This is a genomic window from Coriobacteriia bacterium, from assembly GCA_030652115.1.
GTDB lineage: Bacteria > Actinomycetota > Coriobacteriia > Anaerosomatales > Anaerosomataceae > UBA6100.
Genome location: JAUSBK010000007.1, coordinates 26,388 through 43,936, shown reverse-complemented (window position 1 = coordinate 43,936; position 17,549 = coordinate 26,388). Strand labels below are relative to the sequence as shown.

14 protein-coding genes are annotated in these 17,549 nt (G+C 66.5%); 3 read left to right on the top strand and 11 right to left on the bottom strand.

Annotated elements, in window-relative coordinates; translation table 11 throughout:
• Positions 1-70 precede the first annotated feature (70 nt).
• The 3 genes from Q7W51_04225 to Q7W51_04215 form a co-directional block, all read right to left on the bottom strand.
• On the bottom strand, positions 71-2,056 hold the full coding sequence (locus tag Q7W51_04225; GenBank protein ID MDO8847575.1) for a PBP1A family penicillin-binding protein: 1,986 nt from the start codon (positions 2,054-2,056) through the stop codon (positions 71-73).
• A 98-nt stretch (positions 2,057-2,154) separates the two neighbouring features.
• Positions 2,155-3,069, bottom strand: a complete 915-nt coding sequence (locus Q7W51_04220; protein ID MDO8847574.1) for a branched-chain amino acid transaminase — start codon at positions 3,067-3,069, stop codon at positions 2,155-2,157.
• Between the two features lie 63 nt (positions 3,070-3,132).
• On the bottom strand, positions 3,133-4,104 hold the full coding sequence (locus Q7W51_04215) for a lysylphosphatidylglycerol synthase transmembrane domain-containing protein (GenBank protein MDO8847573.1): 972 nt from the start codon (positions 4,102-4,104) through the stop codon (positions 3,133-3,135).
• 214 nt (positions 4,105-4,318) lie between these two features.
• Here Q7W51_04215 and Q7W51_04210 point away from each other — a divergent pair, with 214 nt between their 5' ends.
• From Q7W51_04210 to Q7W51_04200, 3 genes are read left to right on the top strand one after another with little or no spacing between them, the layout of a single operon-like run.
• Positions 4,319-5,824 (top strand): fused MFS/spermidine synthase, encoded by a 1,506-nt coding sequence (locus Q7W51_04210; protein MDO8847572.1) that lies wholly within the window; start codon positions 4,319-4,321, stop codon positions 5,822-5,824.
• A complete protein-coding gene (locus tag Q7W51_04205) occupies positions 5,824-7,512 on the top strand; it encodes a fused MFS/spermidine synthase (protein ID MDO8847571.1) in 1,689 nt (562 codons plus the stop codon). The genes Q7W51_04210 and Q7W51_04205 overlap by 1 nt, the downstream gene beginning before the upstream one ends.
• A gap of 1 nt (position 7,513) precedes the next feature.
• Positions 7,514-8,182: a hypothetical protein gene (locus Q7W51_04200; protein ID MDO8847570.1), complete on the top strand. Its 669-nt coding sequence runs from the start codon at positions 7,514-7,516 to the stop codon at positions 8,180-8,182.
• A gap of 47 nt (positions 8,183-8,229) precedes the next feature.
• Here Q7W51_04200 and Q7W51_04195 read toward each other — a convergent pair whose 3' ends face one another.
• The 8 genes from Q7W51_04195 to Q7W51_04160 form a co-directional block, all read right to left on the bottom strand.
• Positions 8,230-9,405 (bottom strand): hypothetical protein, encoded by a 1,176-nt coding sequence (locus Q7W51_04195; protein MDO8847569.1) that lies wholly within the window; start codon positions 9,403-9,405, stop codon positions 8,230-8,232.
• Positions 9,398-10,417 carry a cytochrome c3 family protein gene (locus Q7W51_04190; GenBank protein ID MDO8847568.1) on the bottom strand — a complete coding sequence of 340 codons (1,020 nt, stop codon included), beginning with the start codon at positions 10,415-10,417 and terminating at the stop codon, positions 9,398-9,400. The genes Q7W51_04195 and Q7W51_04190 overlap by 8 nt, the downstream gene beginning before the upstream one ends.
• A gap of 64 nt (positions 10,418-10,481) precedes the next feature.
• Positions 10,482-11,750: a hypothetical protein gene (locus Q7W51_04185; GenBank protein MDO8847567.1), complete on the bottom strand. Its 1,269-nt coding sequence runs from the start codon at positions 11,748-11,750 to the stop codon at positions 10,482-10,484.
• Between the two features lie 113 nt (positions 11,751-11,863).
• A complete protein-coding gene (locus Q7W51_04180; GenBank protein ID MDO8847566.1) occupies positions 11,864-13,114 on the bottom strand; it encodes an NHL repeat-containing protein in 1,251 nt (416 codons plus the stop codon).
• Positions 13,107-13,955, bottom strand: a complete 849-nt coding sequence (locus Q7W51_04175; protein MDO8847565.1) for a tetratricopeptide repeat protein — start codon at positions 13,953-13,955, stop codon at positions 13,107-13,109. The genes Q7W51_04180 and Q7W51_04175 overlap by 8 nt, the downstream gene beginning before the upstream one ends.
• 185 nt (positions 13,956-14,140) lie before the next feature.
• Positions 14,141-15,253, bottom strand: coding sequence for a 3-isopropylmalate dehydrogenase (leuB, locus tag Q7W51_04170; protein MDO8847564.1), 1,113 nt, complete (start codon positions 15,251-15,253; stop codon positions 14,141-14,143).
• A gap of 58 nt (positions 15,254-15,311) precedes the next feature.
• On the bottom strand, positions 15,312-16,460 hold the full coding sequence (locus Q7W51_04165; protein MDO8847563.1) for a NapC/NirT family cytochrome c: 1,149 nt from the start codon (positions 16,458-16,460) through the stop codon (positions 15,312-15,314).
• The gene (locus Q7W51_04160; GenBank protein ID MDO8847562.1) at positions 16,457-17,479 is read right to left on the bottom strand and encodes a cytochrome c3 family protein; all 1,023 of its coding nucleotides are present in this window, start codon (positions 17,477-17,479) and stop codon (positions 16,457-16,459) included. Before Q7W51_04160 ends, Q7W51_04165 begins: the two co-directional genes overlap by 4 nt.
• Positions 17,480-17,549: the final 70 nt, after the last annotated feature.

Here is a 17,549-nt window from a genome sequence, read left to right as displayed (position 1 = left end):
CCTTCCGAAGTGCTGGGGCGCCTGGTAAGCGTTCATTCTAGCCGAGTGCAGCGCGGCGCGCGCACGCGCCTCAGTGCTCGACGTCGCAGTGCTCCGTGAGAGAGCCGGCCGGGAAGACGAGCTCCATCGTCTCGGGACACTCCGGCCGCGCGATCTTGTACGACTCGGAGCACACCGTGTACACCTGGTCACCCGCGCCCACCTGCGCGTCGGTGGAGGTGGCGGTGGCCGGCGTCGTGCTGACCGACGCCACCTGCATGAACGCCTTCCACACGGCCGCCGGGAAGCTGCCACCGGTCACACGTATGCCATGCACGTTCTCCATCGCCACCTGGGCCTGCGGGTACCCCACCCACACGGCGGTGCTCAGATCGCCCGAATACCCCACGATCCACGCGTCACGCCACGACTGCGCGGTGCCGGTCTTCACCGCACCCCACGCGCCGAAGTTCGCGGCCTGACCGGTCCCGTTCGTGTAGACGCGGTTGAGCACGTAGGCGAGCGTAGTGGCCACCTCGGCCGAGATCGCCTGCGTGCCCTCCCGGTTGGGCGCATAGACGAGCGTGCCCTCGTCGTCGGTCACGCGGTCGACGCCCGAGGGCGCGATGGCAACGCCGCCATTAGCGATGGTGCCGAACGCCGAGGCCATCTCGAGCGGCGACACGCCGCGCGAAAGCCCGCCGAGCGCGATTGCCGGGTCGGGATCGATCTCCGAGGTGATCCCCATGCGATGCGCCACGTCCACGACCTTGTCGGCACCCACCGCGGTGATGAGTCGTGCATACACGGTGTTGATCGACCACACCGTGGCGGTCTCCAGCGTGTACATGCCGCCCGTGATCGAGTTCTCGTAGTTCTCCACGTGCCAGATCTCGTCTTTGACCGGGGTCTCGAACGGGCTCGCGTCCCACATGCTGTCGAGCGTATAGCCCTGCTCGAGCGCGGCGGCGAGCACGAAGGGCTTGAACGCCGAGCCTGTCTGCCGCTTGCCCTGCGTAGCGAGGTCGAACTGCTCGGTGGCGAAGTTGCGCCCGCCCACGATCGCCACCACCGCGCCATCGCGATACCGCACCGCAGCAACGGCCACCTCCGGATCGCCCGGATTCGGGAGCACGCTTGCCGCGGCCGCCTCGGCGGAGCGCTGCGCGGCCGGATCGAGCGTCGTGTAGATGCGCAGACCGCCGCCGTAGAGGCGCTCGGAGCCAAGCTCCTCGAGCAGCTCGCGACGCACGTACTCCACGAAGTACGGCGCGAACTGCGCGGCGGCGACTGCAGTGTCTTCCTTGAGGCCGAGCGGCTCGGCGGTCGCCTCGGCAGCCTCCTCGGTGGTGAGGTAGCCCTGATCGCGCATCTCCCGGAGCACGAGATTGCGCCGGTCCAGCGCCTCGGCGGGGTTCACGAACGGATCGAAGCGCGTGGGACTCTGGATGCAACCGGCGAGCAGCGCCGACTGCGCGAGCGTGAGATCGGCGGTCGTCGAGCCAAAGAAGCGGTGTGCCGCGCTCTCCACGCCGTACGCGCCTCGGCCGAAGTAGACCGTGTTGAGGTAGACGCCGAGCACCTCGTCTTTGTCGGCCCGCGTCTCGAGCTGCAGCGCGAGGAGCGCCTCCTCGATCTTGCGTGTGAGCGTGCGCTCGCCGTCCGTGAACAGCAGCTTCACGGTCTGCTGCGTGATCGTCGAGCCGCCCTGGCGAACCTCGCCGGCCTCGGTGTTCACCGAAAGCGCACGGGCGATCGCCTGGAAGTCCACGCCGCTGTGCTCGTAGAAACGCTTGTCCTCGATAGCCACGACCGCGTCCTTGACCTGCTCGGGGATCACGTCGTTCTCGACCACCGTGCGGTCCTCGGTGTCGTACCACTCGGCGAGCACTTCGCCGTCGGCTGCGTACACGATCGACGTCTGCGCCACCTCGAACGCATCGGGATCGGCGCGCAGGTCGGGAAGCGTGGTGGAGAGATTCCAGAGGTAGCCTGCGAACGCAAGCAGCAGCACGAGGACGACGGCGAGCACGCCCGATGCCCAAGTGAGTATCTTCACGAGCCGCTGCCTGCTCAAGCCTGCCCCGCTCCCGCGTCGTTGCGCGCACGCCATTCAAACGCTGCAAGCACCGTGCCTGCAGGCCTTGAAGACGGGGCGCGCAGGACGCGGCGGTCCTACACCCGGTCGAGCCACTCCTCGTAGTCGGGCTCCTCGCCGCGCACGATGCGGCCGTACATCTCCTGAAGCTCCCGGGTCACCGGGCCGGGCTCGCCGAGCGAATACCCGTCCACGCTGCGCACGGGCACGACCTCGGCAGCCGAGCCGGTCATGAAGAACTCGTCGGCGGTGTACAGGTCGGTGCGTACGAGCGACTCCTCGATCACGGGGTAGCCGAGGTTGTCGGCGATGATCATGAGCGAATCGCGGGTGATGCCCTCGAGGATGCCGTCCGAGACCGGCGGCGTGGAGATCACGCTGTCACGCACGATGAAGAGGTTCTCGCCGGTGCCCTCGCAGACACGGCCCTCTTCGTTGAGCAAGATGGCCTCGTTGTAGCCGTGGCGGTTGGCCTCGATGCGCGCGAAGCTGCTGTTGAGGTACTGGCCACACGCTTTGATGGCGGGCGGCGTGGCGTTGATGCCGCGCTGCCGCCAGCTGGAGACGCCCACGTCCACGCCCTGCTTCAGGCCCTCTTCGCCGAGATAGGCCTCCCATGGCCACACGGCGATGATCATCTGCACGGGTGCCGGGATCGGATCGAGACCCATCACGCCGTAGCCGCGGAAGACGAGCGGCCGGATGTAGCAGCTCTTGAGCTTGTTGGCGCGGATGACCTCGCGCTTGATCTCCATGATCTCCTCGGCAGACACACCGGGATCCATGTACAGCATCTTCGCGCTGCGCAGCAGGCGTTCGGCGTGGTCGCGGCTGCGGAAGATGGCGGGGCCGTCGGCGGTCTCGTAGCACCGCTCGCCCTCGAATACGCCGGAGCCGTAGTGAAGCGCGTGCGTGAGAACGTGTACCTTGGCGTCCGCCCAGGGCACGAGCGACCCATCCATCCAGATGTACTCCATCTCAGGCAACGCCATGACGACTCCTCCCACGCGCGAACGGTATCTGCGTAGTGTACCGCAGTGCGAGTGGGGCGGGCGCTACTCCTCCTCGGGAGCGGCCCTCCCGAACAGCCGCCTCGACAGCGCCGGTCGGGTACCCAGGGCGAGCCATCCGCACGCGACCGACCACCAGAGTGTCGTCACCCGTATCACGAGCGTCGAGGCCGCCGCCGCCGAGGGGTGGAGTCCTGACGCCACGAGAACGCCTGCAAGCGACGCCTCTGTGAGCCCGATCCCTGCCGGCAGGAACGAGAACGCGCCCACCAGCGTCGCCACGGCGTAGACGGACACCGTCGCCCACGGACCCAGCGCCCCGGGAGCGGCCTCTCGTACGAGCAGCCAGAGGCCGACACCCTCAAGACCCCACGCGAAGACCGAGACGGGCACAGCCAGGAGCAGCGTTCGCCATGCGAGCGAGGTCCTGACGGTCTCGGACATGGAGGCAAGGGCCTCCTGATGGTGACGCGCCCATGCCTGGCGGGAGAGCACACGCAAGACGACGCGGTGGAACCACTCGGAGGAAGCCAGCGCGGTTCCAGCCATGACAGCAATCAGGGAGGCCACCAGCACCCAGATGTCGCCGCCCACCAAGGAGAGGGCGCCGAGCGCAAGGATGCACACTGCTATGAGATCCGCCACGCGCTCGCAGAAGACAAGCGCAATGCCGACGCTCATCGGCATTCCTGTCACCTCACGCGCAAGCCACGGCTTGAGCACCTCGCCGACACGCGCCGGGGAGACGCTCATGGTCTGCCCGGCGAAGTGGAGGTAGAGCGCGTCTCGAGTGCTCACCGGATAGCCGAGGCGTCGCATGAGCCACCCCCACCGCAGACCGCGTGCGACGTACGCAGCGGTGCTCATCCCCACAAGCAGCACGACAAGAGCCGCCGGGATCCTCGCGAACGCGTCCAGAACCGCCGGTCCGTCGCTCAGGGCCACCATCACGGCGTAGACGAGCGCACTCGCCAGCACGGCGAACACCAGTGCTCTGATCATCTTGCCGAAACGCATCCGCGGTACCCTCCTGACGTTGCCACGTCCACCGTACCGCTTCTCAGGCCGCCAGGTGCGCGACCACGCGAGTTCTGCCACCGAGGGGTGCTGTTGAGAACCGAGGAATGGTACGGATACTGCTAAAGCAAGCGTATCGCGGCCCGGCCGCTCGCGCGCGCGTGCGCGCGTCATCTCGCAAAGCAGTGGGAGTCAAAGGAAGGCGCACAAGACGATGACACACGCTTCCGATACCACCCGGTCCACCACCGCGCCTGGTGTCGTCGTGCCTATCGTGGTCTTCGCATCCGGAGCGATCGTCATGGTCCTCGAACTGGTGGGCTCCCGCCTGCTCGCTCCGTTCTTCGGCAATTCCCTCTTCGTCTGGACGAGCCTCATCGGGGTGATGCTCGCCTTCATGGCTCTCGGCGGCTACGTGGGCGGGCGCCTCGCAGATCGTCGCCTCTCAACCACCATCCTGTTCTGGATCCTCCTTGGCGCGTCAGCCTCGATCTCGGTCGTGGCACTCGCCGAGCGTGCGCTCCTATCCGCACTTGCCGAGGGCCCGAACCTCCGTGTGGCAGCGGTTCTGTCCGCCACGATCCTGTTCGCGGTTCCGTCCATGCTCCTCGGTGCTGTCTCGCCGTACTGCACCAGACTGCGCCTCCACGCGCTTGCCGACTCCGGCGCGACGGTCGGGTCTCTGTACGCGCTCTCGACGTTCGGCAGCATCGTCGGCACCTTCGCCGCCGGTTTCTGGCTGATCGCCACGGTGGGCAGCCACGAACTCATCAGCTGGCTCGCCGCCGGCGTGCTGGCGCTCTCGCTCCTCGTGGCCGCGCCACTTGCCTCCCGGCGCATCGCGGCACTCGCAGGCGGGGCCGCGCTGGTCCTTCTCGCGATGCTTGCCTCCCATGGTTACGACGGCTCCTTCGACACGCAGTACGACCGGTACTTCATCGGCATGACCCGTGAGGCCGACACCGACAGAGCGATCGTGACGCTTGCACGCGACGACTACTCGATCGAATCGGCGACCTACGTGGATACCGGGGAACCGTACCTGCTGGACTACTACGGCTACTACGACCTGGCTCTCGCCAGCGTACCGACCGTCCGGCGCACGCTTCTGATCGGCGGCGGGGCCTTCTCGTATCCGCGGCACCAGCTGCAGGTGCGCCCCGATTCCACTGCCGACGTGGTCGAGATCGACCCCGACCTCGTCGAGGTCGCGCGCTCCACGTTCTCGCTGACCGCCGATTCCCGGCTCGAAGTGATCGTGGAGGACGGCCGGACGTACCTGAACCGCTCAGACGACACGTACGACGCCATCCTCATCGACGCATTCAAGTCGGCGAGCTCCATCCCCTACCAGCTGACGACCATCGAGTCGATGCGCCACTGCTATCGACTTCTCGACGACCGCGGTGTACTGGCCATGAACATCGTGGCGTCTCCCACAGGTCCCGGAAGTCGGTTCCTCTGGGCCGAGGTAAGGACCCTTGAGGCGGTCTTCCCGCAGGTGGAGGTATTCGCGGTCTACGATTCGGCGCGGCCCGATGAGATCCAGAACATGGCGGTGATCGCCAGCAAGAGCACCTCGGTCGACCTGCTGGAGCGGTTGGCCGAGATCTCACCGGATCTGGCGGCGCGACGCGTCGAGGCCCCCGGGGAGGAGACCGGACTCCCCATCATCACGGACGACTTCGCACCCGTCGACCAGTACCTGATGGACCTGTGATGACCGGATCGCAGGAGGCAACGGCAGTCGCTCACACGCCCCGGACGATCGCCGTCGCGATGGTAGCGTACGGCCTGTCAGGAACCGCCGCGCTCACCTACGAGATAGCCTGGATGCGAGAGCTCAGCTCGATGTTCGGTGCAACCGCGTACGCGTCGGGCATTCTGCTGGCCGCGTTCATGACCGGACTCGGACTCGGGGCGCTGCTGGGCTCGCGCATCGCGCGCACCGCAGAGCATCCGCTGCGCTCGGCCGCCCATGCCGAGCTTGCCGTGGCGGTGTGCTCGCTGGTCACGCTCGTCGCACTGCGAGTTCTTCCCGGAACGTACTTCGACCTGGTGAAGATGACGAGCATGTCAGGGGCCGCTTTCCTCGCGCTGCAGTTCGCGGTCGCCTTCATCGTGATGCTGCCACCGACCATCGCCATGGGCGCCACCTACCCGCTCGCCATCGAGGCGCTCGCTCGTCGCCAGGCCCTCGGCAATTGGGCAGGTCGCCTCTACTCCACCAACACCGCGGGGGCCATCGCCGGTTCGCTCATGACCAGCTTTCTCATCATCCCACTGGTGGGACTGAAGGGCGCGCTTGTGACCGCCGCCGCCCTGAGCTCGGTCGCAGCCCTGATCTTCGGCGCGATGTCGGCGCATACCGGTGCACGGCCACTCTCGCGGTCCGCCGAGTTCGCGCTGGTACCCGCGGTGTTGCTCGCGGTACTCCTCGTCCCCTCACCGACAGGCGCGCCTCTGGGCATCGGCCAGGTGTACTTCTACGAGTCTTCGGAACAGTACAGGCGCCTTGCCGATGCGAGCACCGTCCTGTACGAGGAGGAGGGCGTCTACTCGCGGGTCACGGTCTACCAGAACCCGTGGGGCGTGCGCACGCTCGCAAACGGCGCGCTGGACGAGGGCAACAGCGACGATTACGACCGGACCACCACCACGCTGCTGGCTCTCGGTCCGACCGCGAGTCTCGAGAGCACGGGCTCGGCGCTTGTGGTCGGGCTCGGCACGGGCTACACCTCTCAGACGTACGACCGGCTCGGCTTCGACCACGTGACGACCGTCGAGATCAACCCGGAGGTTCTGCCGGCGGCAACGTACTTCATCGGCGAGATTCCGGAGGACGGAAGCTGGCGTGTCATCGTCGACGATGCACGCGCGCACCTGCTGACCAGCACCGACTCCTACGACGCCATCACCTCGGAGCCAAGCTGGCCCTGGAGTTCCGGCGTGGCGGCGCTGTTCACCGAAGAGTTCATGCTGGCGGCGCGCTCCCGTCTCAATCCGGGAGGCGTCTACGCGCAGTGGCTGCCGAACTACCTGCTCGAACCGGCCGATGTGGCGATGATGTACAAGACCATGCGCCGGGTCTACCCGCGCGTGGACGTCTGGGCCATCAACTTCCCCGAGGATTCCGAGTCTGAATTGCTGCTGATCGGCCACCTGGACGCGCGCGGTCCCTCGATGGAGGAGACAGCCACTCGCGTAGGTGGATTGATGCCCGCGTTCGCGGCCGACAACGCAACGCTCACTCCGGATAGTCTGACGCCGTACAGCCGAACGGACGAGCTCGAAGCCGCGCTCGACGACCCGTCGATTCCCGTGAACACCGACGACCACTCGAGACTCGAGTACCGCACGTTCCGCAACCTGGTGAACAACGTCATCGCCGGATCGAGGGCCCGCTAGCATGACGTCACACGCCGCCGACACGACCGCCACCCCGTCACGCAGCGCCTTCGCCTTGCTGCTCGCCGCCGTCTTCCTGGCAGGCGCTGCATCACTGGTGTACGAAGTCGTGTGGATCCGCCAGCTCGGCATGTCTCTCGGCTCGACGGCCATCGCCTCGTCGGTGATGCTGTCGTCGTTCCTCGCGGGCCTCGCGCTCGGCAGCTGGATCTCGGGGCGCCGCGCCGACGCGGCCGCATCCCCTTTGCGTTCGCTCGTGCGGATCGAGCTGTTCGCGGCACTTCTCGGCGCACTGTCGGTGCCCGTGCTGGAGTTCGCCGGTCGCGCGTACGTCTACCTTGCGATCACAACCGCGGCCGGCCCGACTGTTTCGCTCGGGCTCAGGGCGCTGTTCTCCATCATCGTGATCCTGGTGCCGGCGACCCTTTTCGGGATGACCTTCCCTCTCGCCACAGCTGCAGCCGCGCGACTCGCCGAGGTTGAGAAGGCCGGCGGATGGATCTCGGCGGCCAGCTCGTTCGGCTCCGCCGCCGGGGCACTGCTGGCCGGGCTGATGCTGGAACCGCTCCTCGGCCTCACGGGATCGGCACTGGCGGGTGCCGCGATCAACTGCTCGGCTGCCGCTCTCGCAGTGGCAGCGGCAATGGCAGCCGCTCGCGCCGCCCGCTGACCCGCTCGTGGGCGCGCTCCCTCACGCCCCCCGCCGAACGACCGCGCCTACTGCGCCTCCCCGTGACACAGCCCGCAGAAGTCGCGTCCGTTGCGATATGCCATGGCCGAATGGCAGCTGTCACAACCCGAGCTCGTACCCGACTGGTGCAGGGTGCGGAATGTCGAGCCATGCGATACGAACTTGCCGAGGTGGCACGAGGTGCAGGGACGACTCTCCTCGTTGTGGCACTTACCGCACGTTGCGCCGCCGTTGTACCAGAGGTCCTCGACGCCCTCGCGTGCGTGGCCGTACGACATGAACTCCGGGGTGTGCGGAAGCCGGACGCCGTGGCATGAGTCGCACGTCTCCTGGGTGTGGCATCCGCCGCAGTCGATCCGGGTCACCAGCACCTCGGCGGTCGCCGTCGTCGCCTGACTGCGGCCCGCGACCGCCAGCGCGATATCGCCTGTGTGGCAGTAAGCGCAGTCGGCGGGCGCATCCGTATCGTTGTGGCAGCGGAGACACGGCTGCATCCCGGTGGTGCTGACTCCCACTATGCCATCGTTCACGCGATGGCAGTCAAGACACTCGGCACCCTGTGCAAGCGGCTCGACGTGAGACATCTTGACCGCTTTGGCCTCGTCTTCCGTGGTCCGCTCGATGCCGGCCGCGTGGCACGAGACGCACGCCCGGTCAGAGCTCCCGTACCCGCCGGTGGGAACGTCCCGGAACATTCCGGTCACGACGTGCTCGACCCGTGACGGGACCGCCACGGTCAGACTCGCGAGCGCACCTCCATCGTCGTGGCACCGCACGCAACGTACCTGTTCATGCGGATCACGGTCAGCCTGTGTCAACGCGTGATCGCTGCCCTCGTGGCACGTCAGACACACGGGTGTCGAGGTGGTCGTTACCGCGGTAGCCAGCCACCAGCCCACGATGGCCAGGAGGACCACGACGCCTGCGGGGAGCCGTTTCCTGGGAGGGCGGCTGGCGTCGTGCGAATCCTCGACACCCGTCGGACTTCCCTCGATGGCCGTGGCGGTGTCATCCCCGGTCTCGGCCGTCTGCTGGGGACGGCGAGTGATCATCAAGAGAACGCTGATTAGGAGCATGATCATGCCCACGACCAGAATGCCGAAGATCAGGAGCGCCTCGAGCGGCTTGGATGCCGGGTCGACGACGATCTCCCAGATCAGTCGGAGGGTCTCTTGCGTGTTCGCGGTCAACAGATCACTCACCGGACGCGTCACCGCCGCTTCGTTTCGCGTTGCCGGGATGCACGTGCTTCACATGGCACGTCACGCAGTCGGCCGGCGCGTGGCAACGCTGACAGACCTCATCACCCTCGGCGTTCACGAGCGCGGAGTGGCCCGGCGTGAAGCCGTCGGGGTGCGGCATCGCCAGCCCGTGGCAGTCGTCACAGAACGCAGGGGTATGGCACGAGTCACACCTGGCATCCGGTTGTACCGCGGGCCCGCTGTGATTCGATACGAACGCCGGGGTGTGCGGCACGCCGGCACCATGGCACGACACGCACTTATCGGCGTCGTGACACGCGCCGCACGCGAGCGAGTCACCCATCCCATGAGTCTCTCGCCAGTTGGCGCTATGCGTGAGCGCGAAGGTGCCGGTGCGCACGCGCTCCGCCGGAGAGCGCTCGGTGTGGCAGTAGTCGCACTGAACCGACTGCGCCTGCGACATGTGGCAGGGCACGCAGTCGAACATGTCGTAGGAGCGGGGCCACGACACGGAGTCGCCATGGACAACGCGAGAGTGGCAGTCCGTGCACAGCCGATCGCTCGCGCACATCGCATGATCGATGCGGATCGCCCCACCCTCTGAGGGTCCGCCGGATACGTCATGGCACGACGTACACGCCGCATTGTCGACCCGCGCAGCGCTCCGTCCCTCGAGGTCATCCAGCTGCAGGTACATGCCGTATACCTGGCGTCCGGCGAAAAGCGCAGCGTCGACCGCCGATGTACCGCCGTGGCAGTCAAGACACGCGGAGCCAGCGTGGCTTTCGCGCACCTCGAGCGGTTCTGCGCCGCTCGCCGTATGGCATTCCAAACACCGCTCGGGTGTCACGGCGACGACCGTCACAGCCGCAGCATTGAGCAGCACGAAGACGCCGATGCACCCGAGGGTGACCGCAAGCAGCCGACGCCACGGGCTTCTTCCTATCTTCTCGCTGTCATTCACGCTCATCTTGTCCTCGCGCATGGCCTGCCAGATCACGCTGACGCGCATGGAGGGACCGGCCCGTTGACGGAGCCGGTCCCCCCTCGCGTTATACCCCTAATCCAATCCGAACCTAGTACGTAAGGCCAACACCCGTCGTGGCATCGGCGCGGTGGCACTTGAGGCACGCACCGTCCATACCAGAGGTGTAGGTCGCGTCGGTCGTGCCGCGGCCGTCGGTTGCGATGGCGGCGCCACCGACCGAGTCCTTCAGCATGAACCATGCGGAGCTGTTGGCACCGGTGTCGACGCCCAGGGTGCTGATGACGTCGTTACCGTGCGGGAACTGCTTCGTGGTCGGGCTGATGCGGTAGTCGATGCTGTCGTGGCATGCGCTGCAGGCGCCAACGTTGGCGTAGGCGACGTCACGCACGGTCAGATCGGCAACGGCGGCAAGCGTGTGGCCCTTGATGGCCGTCTTGCGCATGTGCAGGAGGTCCCACACGTTGTTGGTGTACGCACCAGAGGTCCAGGTGTCGGTCGAGGTGTAGGTGCCAGCCGGCAGCGTAGCGGTCGTGTTGGTGCTCTCGTCAACCGTCACGGTGTATCCGCCGGTCTCAACGATGACGTCGCCGCCCCAGGCGCCGAACGTGGCGTCCTCGGTGAGCGCGTTGAACTGGCCGTTCATGTGGCAACCACCGTTGGAGCAGACATAACCCGTACCCACGGCGCGACCAAGTGCGATCGAGGAGGGGGTGCTGGTGTCGTTCAGCAGCGCAGCGGTGACGCCCGGGTTCTTGACGGCGATCGTCGCGAGCGGCACGGTCGCCGGATCGAGAGCGTCGGACACCGTCGGCCAGATGTTGCCGGTCTCGGCAACGCCGCTGGCGCCAGAGGCGACAGCCGCGTCGAGCAGGCTGTCAGCGTGGTTGGTCAGCATCGCGGTCTTGAGGGTGGCGTACTTGGAGATGTCGCCAGCGCCATGCGGAGCGATCGCGTGGCAGTAGCCGTTGGTGCAGCCGGTGGCAGAACCGTGACGGTTGCCCGCGGAGACCTTCAGGCCCGAGGTAGCGGTCGCGCCGAGGTGGCACGGAACGCACGCCTGGGCTGCGGTGCTCTGAAGCAGCGTGTCGCCAGTGGCGGACGCCTTGTGAGCGGAGTGGCAAACCTGGCACTTGACTGTCGTCGTGCTGTAGTTGCCGTGAACGCTCGCAGTTGCCTCAGCGGAAACGCCGACGGCCGCCATCTTGGTCTGGGCGTCGGCCCACTCGATATAGCTCTCGCCCTTGGCGAGGTAGGAAGACGAACGGTTGCCCGGGTTCACGCCCTTTGCGAGCGCGGTCCCGCCGAGTGCGAGAACCAGCACGGCGGCCATGGCAACGATAAACATAGCCCTTTTCATTGATGCTCCATTCTTGCGAGTTGGCTGTGTTTTCATGTCTCTTGTTGCACACCTCCTTTCCGAGACGGATTTTCCGAAAGGCCGTGTGGCCTCCGAAAGCGTATCTGGCGACATCACGCGCGGGCACGGTCCTCGGCCCGCCGTGAGCGCATGTCGCGGAACGTGCGGTAGAGCCAGTAAGCCAATCCGATGATCAGCAGGATGAGCGGCAGGAACAGCGCCCGAAGCGAGCCGGTCAGGGCGCGGCGGGCGGATGGCAGCACGGTGGATGCCGAGGAGTCGGGCAGTCGGACGATCTGCACCCGGTTGTTGCCGAGATCAGCGACGGCGAACCAGTCGCGGTCGGGGTCGTACGCCAACCCCGACGGATACATGAAGGTGCCCTCTTCGGTTCCGTACGTGCCGTACTTGGCGATGACGTCGCCATTCTCGGGATCGAACACCGCCAGAGAGAAGTCGAGCATGTCGAGCACGACGAGGCGGCCTGCCCCGTCAATCACGGCGGCGCCGGGAGTCTGCATGGCGGCCGGAGCGTCGGTCTCGATCGTCAGGCTCTCCGCGCCCTCGTTGGCGGCACGGTTCGCCGGGTTGCCGGTCTTCACGATCCACAGCCTCTGGCCGTTCCGGTCGAACTTGCTGATGCGGTTGTTGTAGGTGTCGACCACGTAGATGTTGTCGTCCTCATCCACGGCGAGGCCGGAGACCGTGTCGAACTGGTCCTCCTCGAAGCCCTGGGTACCGATGATCTCTATCGGCGAGCCCTCCATATCGAGGATCGCAAACCCGGCTTTCGCGCCGACGAAGATGCGATCGTCCGTCACCGCGACGGCGGTCGGCGCGTCCACATCCACCTGAAGCAGCGTCTGCTGGCCGTCCGGCGTCAGCTTCAGCAGGTTTCCCTGCGTGCTCTGGACGATGTATATCGAGTCGTCCGGGCCCACGGTCACGCCGGTCGGAAACAGGACCCGACCCTCGGCCTCGTTGCCAAAGAATGAGTCGACGAACGCGCCATCCGCACCGAAGCGGTAGACCTGAGAGGTGTCCGCAACGCTCGGCACGAGGATGCGCCCGCTGCTGTCGATTGCCACCGAGGCCGGCTGCTGGAGCTGCTCGCCCGGCCCGTCGCCCCATCCGTAGATCGACCGCACCCACTCGATGCCCCTGGCCTCTTCGGTGGTGGCTATCTCGCCGGCCGGCTGCACGAAGCGTAGCAGCAGGTACGACCCCGAGCAGAGCAGCAGCGCGAGGAATACGAGCAGGACGATCATGATCTTACGGCCGCGGCTGGACCGAGCGCCCGTCGGCCGGGCCTCCGAACGCACCGCAGCTGCGGTCATGGTGTCCGAGGTAATCGGATCAGTCATCTGAGACTCCCAGCTTCGCTAGCTTCTCCGCGAGCGATTCGTCGCCCGGCATGAAGACCGAGGCTGCCTGGTAGTCCTCGATGGCGCCGGGGGTATCGCCGATCTCGGCCTTGAGGTCGCCGCGCCACAGCAGGATGTCAGCAGCCCGCTCGTTGTTTGCCAGGTAGCCGTCAAGCTCGGCGATTGCTTCATCGAGCCGCCCAAGCTCCTCGAGCGCCTCGGCCTTGTTCAGGCGCAGCATGTCATAGTTGCCGGTGAGACCCTCGGCCAGGAACGCGGAGCCCTGCTGGGTCTCCTCGAAGCGCTCCTGCGCCATCTCGTACTCCGCCTCAAGGGCCTCCATGGCGGTCCCGGCATGCTCCACGGCAGCTTCGTACTCGCCGCGGGCGAGATCGAGACGCACCTGCGCCAATGCGATGTACTGCTTCGTGGGGTCTTCGACGCCCTGATCCCGCGCTGTCTCGATGATGCGCTCGGCCTTCGTGTACTGGCCCGTGGAGACGAGCGCGGTCGCGTAGGCGTACCAATCCTGGGCAGTTGCAGTGGAGTCACTCGATTCGATCTTCGCCTGCGCGATTGCGAGGTCGCGCTCGACTGCTGTGCGCGGTGCGGGAGGATCGAGGATCCCAAAGAACAGGGCACCGACGACCGTGGCGAGAAACGCCACGACCATGAACGCGCTCACCCAGCCCATCATGCGGACGAGCGGATCGGCGAATATGGAATCACCACGAGCGGACACCGAAGTAGCTTCGGTCGTCTCGCCGTTGTGGGGGGTGGAGCGCTCGACGCCCGCCCGGGCGTCGAGCTGCTCCCCTTCGCGCGGAAGGGGCTTCGACATTCCAGCCTCCGTACACTTTGCAGGTCGATACTTGTCTGTGGCAGCGGATGCCGCACCCTACCGCTTGTCCGGCAGCCGAAGCGCCGAATGGTCGTTTGGAAAGCACGAAGCGCGCCAACTTGGCGCGCATCGCATGAGATTCCTGAAGAATTCTTGCGTCTTGCGACGAACGGTCGATCAGGGCACTACGCGCGCAGCCGCTCCGTAACCAGCTCGCCCATGCCGCTCGTGCCCACGGTGCGCTGGGGCAGCGTGCCGGCGTCGGCGATATCGCGCGTGCGCCAGCCGTCGGCCAGGACGCCCTCGATGGCAGCAGCCAGCGCGTCGGCGGCCTCGTGCATCGCAAAGCTGTAGCGGAGCATGAGCTCCACCGAGAGCAGCATCGCGAGCGGGTTGGCCACGCCGAGACCGGCGATGTCGGGCGCAGAGCCGTGGCTGGGCTCGTAGAGCGCGGTGCCCGCGCCGAGGCTCGCGCTCGCCAGCATCCCGAGCGACCCGGTGAGCATGGAGGCCTCATCGCTCAAGATGTCGCCGAACATGTTCTCGGTCACCATCACGTCGAACTGCGCGGGGTTGCGCACAAGCTGCATCGCCGAGTTGTCCACGAGCTGATCGATGAGCTCCACGTCGGCGTACTCGGCCTCGTGGAGGCGGTGGACGACCTCGCGCCAGAGGCGGCTCGATTCGAGCACGTTGGCCTTGTCCACCGAGTGGACCTTGCCGCGCCGCGTGCGCGCCGCCTCGAACGCCGTGCGCGCGATGCGCTCGATCTCGAACTCGCGGTAGTCCATCGTGTCGTACGCGCGCATGCCGGGCGCGCCGCCCGTGGCCGCGCCTTCCACGTCCATTTCGCGCGCCCGCGCGCCAAAGTACAGACCGCCGGTGAGCTCGCGCACGATGAGCATGTCCACGCCCTCGAGGTACTCGGGCTTGAGGCTCGAGGCGTCCTTGAGCGCGTCGAAGATGCGCACCGGCCGCAGATTGGCGTACAGGCCGAGCGCCTTGCGGATGCCGAGGAGCCCCTGCTCGGGACGCGGCTTGGCCGGGTCGGTGGTGTCCCACTTGGGTCCGCCGATGGCCGCCAGCAGCACCGCATCGGCCGCGTGTGCGACGGTGAGCGTGGCTTCAGGGAGCGCGGTTCCGGTTGCGTCGATAGCTGCCCCGCCGAGGAGCGCCTCGGAGAACTCGAAGCTCACGCCGTAACGCTCGCCGATGACGCCGAGAATCTTCACAGCCTCGGCGGTGATCTCAGGGCCGATGCCGTCGCCGGGCAGCAGGCAGATGCGGTAGGTGGTCACGAGTAGCCTCCCTAAAACGTGTAGGGAGAAGAATACACCAGCGCGGCAGAGACGTCGGCTAGTGCTCGGGGAGATCCCCATGACAGTATTCGCAGACATCGGGATCCCCATGACAGCCCGCGCACCGCTTGGCGGTCAAGCCGGGATGCTGATCCATGAGTTCTGCGTGCTGTTCATCGACCCTCGATAGCCCGTCGTCGCTCACGATGTCTGCTGAGAAGTTGTGGCATCCAACGTCGTTGCAGAACCTGTCCATGTCGTGACACGACAGACACATGTCGAGGTCATCGTACGCCCAGCGCGCGTGGTAACCGGCCACGAACTTCCGCGTGTGCGGGAGCTCGATGCCGTGACACTCGGTGCACGGCTGCATGCTGTGGCAGCCGCGGCAGTCCTCGCGCACGACATCGGTCTTAGGAAAGACACGCCTGGACCGCCGGATGGCCACACCTGTGTCCTCAGGATGGCAGGTCGAACACTCCGATTGCTCGTCGGAGCCGTCGTGGCAGACGATGCAGTACCGCATCTCCGGATACCTGGGACGAGACACCTCGCGCCCGTGTCCTTCGGTGTTGTGACACTCGATGCAGTGGTAACCGGCATCGATGATGTCCGAGTGACGGACCTTGATGCTCCTTGCGACGATCGTCTCCTCTGCAATTTCGGCATGGCATCGGAGACACGCGGCGTCGGCCACTGTCGTGGCGGTAGGCTCTTCCGAGTACGAACCGGTCAGCTGCGTGCTCAGGTTGACCAGCCCCCGAGCCTTCGCATCGAGGTAGGTCGTCACCCCACCCGCCTCATGGCATGAGCGGCACGACACTCCGGCGTGGGCGGCTTCAGCCCGCGATTCGAATGCGCGCTCCGTGTAGTGACACCGCGCGCAGAAAGAGTCTGTCGATGTGTACGCGATTCCCGCGATGAGGCCCGCGAAAACCACGCCGACGAGAACGAACGACCACAGCACATCCCGCTTGCGCGTCTTCTGCCGCTTCGCGGCTGCGGAGTCGGCAGTCACGTCGGTAGCAGCTGCGGCCTTACGCTCCGGGCCGAGGACTATCACGTATGCCGCGATCACGAGGATCAGGAAGATGAGCACGATGATGGCAAGCCCGAGGATGGCTGCCAGCGGATTGGACGCAGGATCGGCCAGACTCGTCTGCAGCGTCTCCCACGTCTGCTGGACTCTCTCAAGGAGCGCACTCACTGCGGTTTCGCCTCATACATGCCGGTAGGCGGTCGCATCCGATGCGACGACCCGGGGTGCAGGTGACGCTCGTGGCATTCGTTGCAGTTGGCCGAGACGTGGCAGACCATGCAGCGCCCATCGGTCATGCCCTCAGCGATCTGCGAGTGCTCGGGCAAGAAGCCGTCCGGATGCGGCATGTCGATACCGTGGCAACTCGCGCAGAAGGCATCTGTGTGACACGTCTTGCAGCTGGCGGCACCTACCGCGATCGCCTCCTGCCCGTGGGTCACCCCGAAGTCGGACGGGTGCGGAAGCCGCGTCCCGTGGCACTTCACGCATTTCCCAGGTTCGTGGCACACCCCGCACGTCGCAAGATCGCCGAGCCCGTGCGCCTGCTCCCACCCTGAACCATGAGTGATGGCCCACTCCGCGTCCCGCAGTCTGTCGCCGTCGTCCGGGGCGCGCTCGGGGTGGCAGGTGTCGCACTGCGCGGTCTCCGCGATGCCGTCATGGCATCGGGTGCACATCCCCATGGTCGGCACAGGCAGCTTGCCGGCGGCCACACCGTGGACCAGACCCTCGTGGCAGTCCACGCACTCGTAGCCGCCTTCCGTCAGTCCCGCGTGGGACATGCGGACCCCGCGACTGATCGTGACCTGGACCGTACTCTCGTGCGGATGGCACGTGGAGCACGATGCGCTGTCAACGGCACCTGCGGACGAGCGTGCCGCGCCCGAGGGACGCAGCACGGCGCCCACAGCGTGCGTCGCACCGACCAGCCCCCCGAATGCCGAGTACGCAGTGTGGCACTCGAGACAGGACACATCGGCGTGCGCGGAGGTCTCGTGGCCATCCAGCACCCGTGCGTCATGACATCCGACACACGCGCCCGGAGCATACGTCACGACCGACGAGCCCACGATGCCGACCAGCACCAGGAGCAGCGCGGTCCCGGCCGCGGTGCGGCCTATGAGGCGCAGGGCGCGACGCCTCCGCTCGATGCTGTCTGGATCCTGTGGGTCGATGGGCATGCGCATCTGCGCGTTCTCCGTCGTCTGTGGCTTGGGTCCTCAGAAGAGTCTTCACTATGGTAATGCACGCGTGGCG

Coding starts and splice junctions, on each gene's coding strand:
- Q7W51_04220 (MDO8847574.1), bottom strand. CDS start 3,069: ATGGCGTTGCCTGAGATGGAGTACATCTGGATGGATGGGTCGCTCGTG.
- Q7W51_04215 (MDO8847573.1), bottom strand. CDS start 4,104: ATGCGTTTCGGCAAGATGATCAGAGCACTGGTGTTCGCCGTGCTGGCG.
- Q7W51_04210 (MDO8847572.1), top strand. CDS start 4,319: ATGACACACGCTTCCGATACCACCCGGTCCACCACCGCGCCTGGTGTC.
- Q7W51_04205 (MDO8847571.1), top strand. CDS start 5,824: ATGACCGGATCGCAGGAGGCAACGGCAGTCGCTCACACGCCCCGGACG.
- Q7W51_04200 (MDO8847570.1), top strand. CDS start 7,514: ATGACGTCACACGCCGCCGACACGACCGCCACCCCGTCACGCAGCGCC.
- Q7W51_04190 (MDO8847568.1), bottom strand. CDS start 10,417: ATGCGCGTCAGCGTGATCTGGCAGGCCATGCGCGAGGACAAGATGAGC.
- Q7W51_04185 (MDO8847567.1), bottom strand. CDS start 11,750: ATGAAAAGGGCTATGTTTATCGTTGCCATGGCCGCCGTGCTGGTTCTC.
- Q7W51_04180 (MDO8847566.1), bottom strand. CDS start 13,114: ATGACTGATCCGATTACCTCGGACACCATGACCGCAGCTGCGGTGCGT.
- Q7W51_04175 (MDO8847565.1), bottom strand. CDS start 13,955: ATGTCGAAGCCCCTTCCGCGCGAAGGGGAGCAGCTCGACGCCCGGGCG.
- Q7W51_04160 (MDO8847562.1), bottom strand. CDS start 17,479: ATGCGCATGCCCATCGACCCACAGGATCCAGACAGCATCGAGCGGAGG.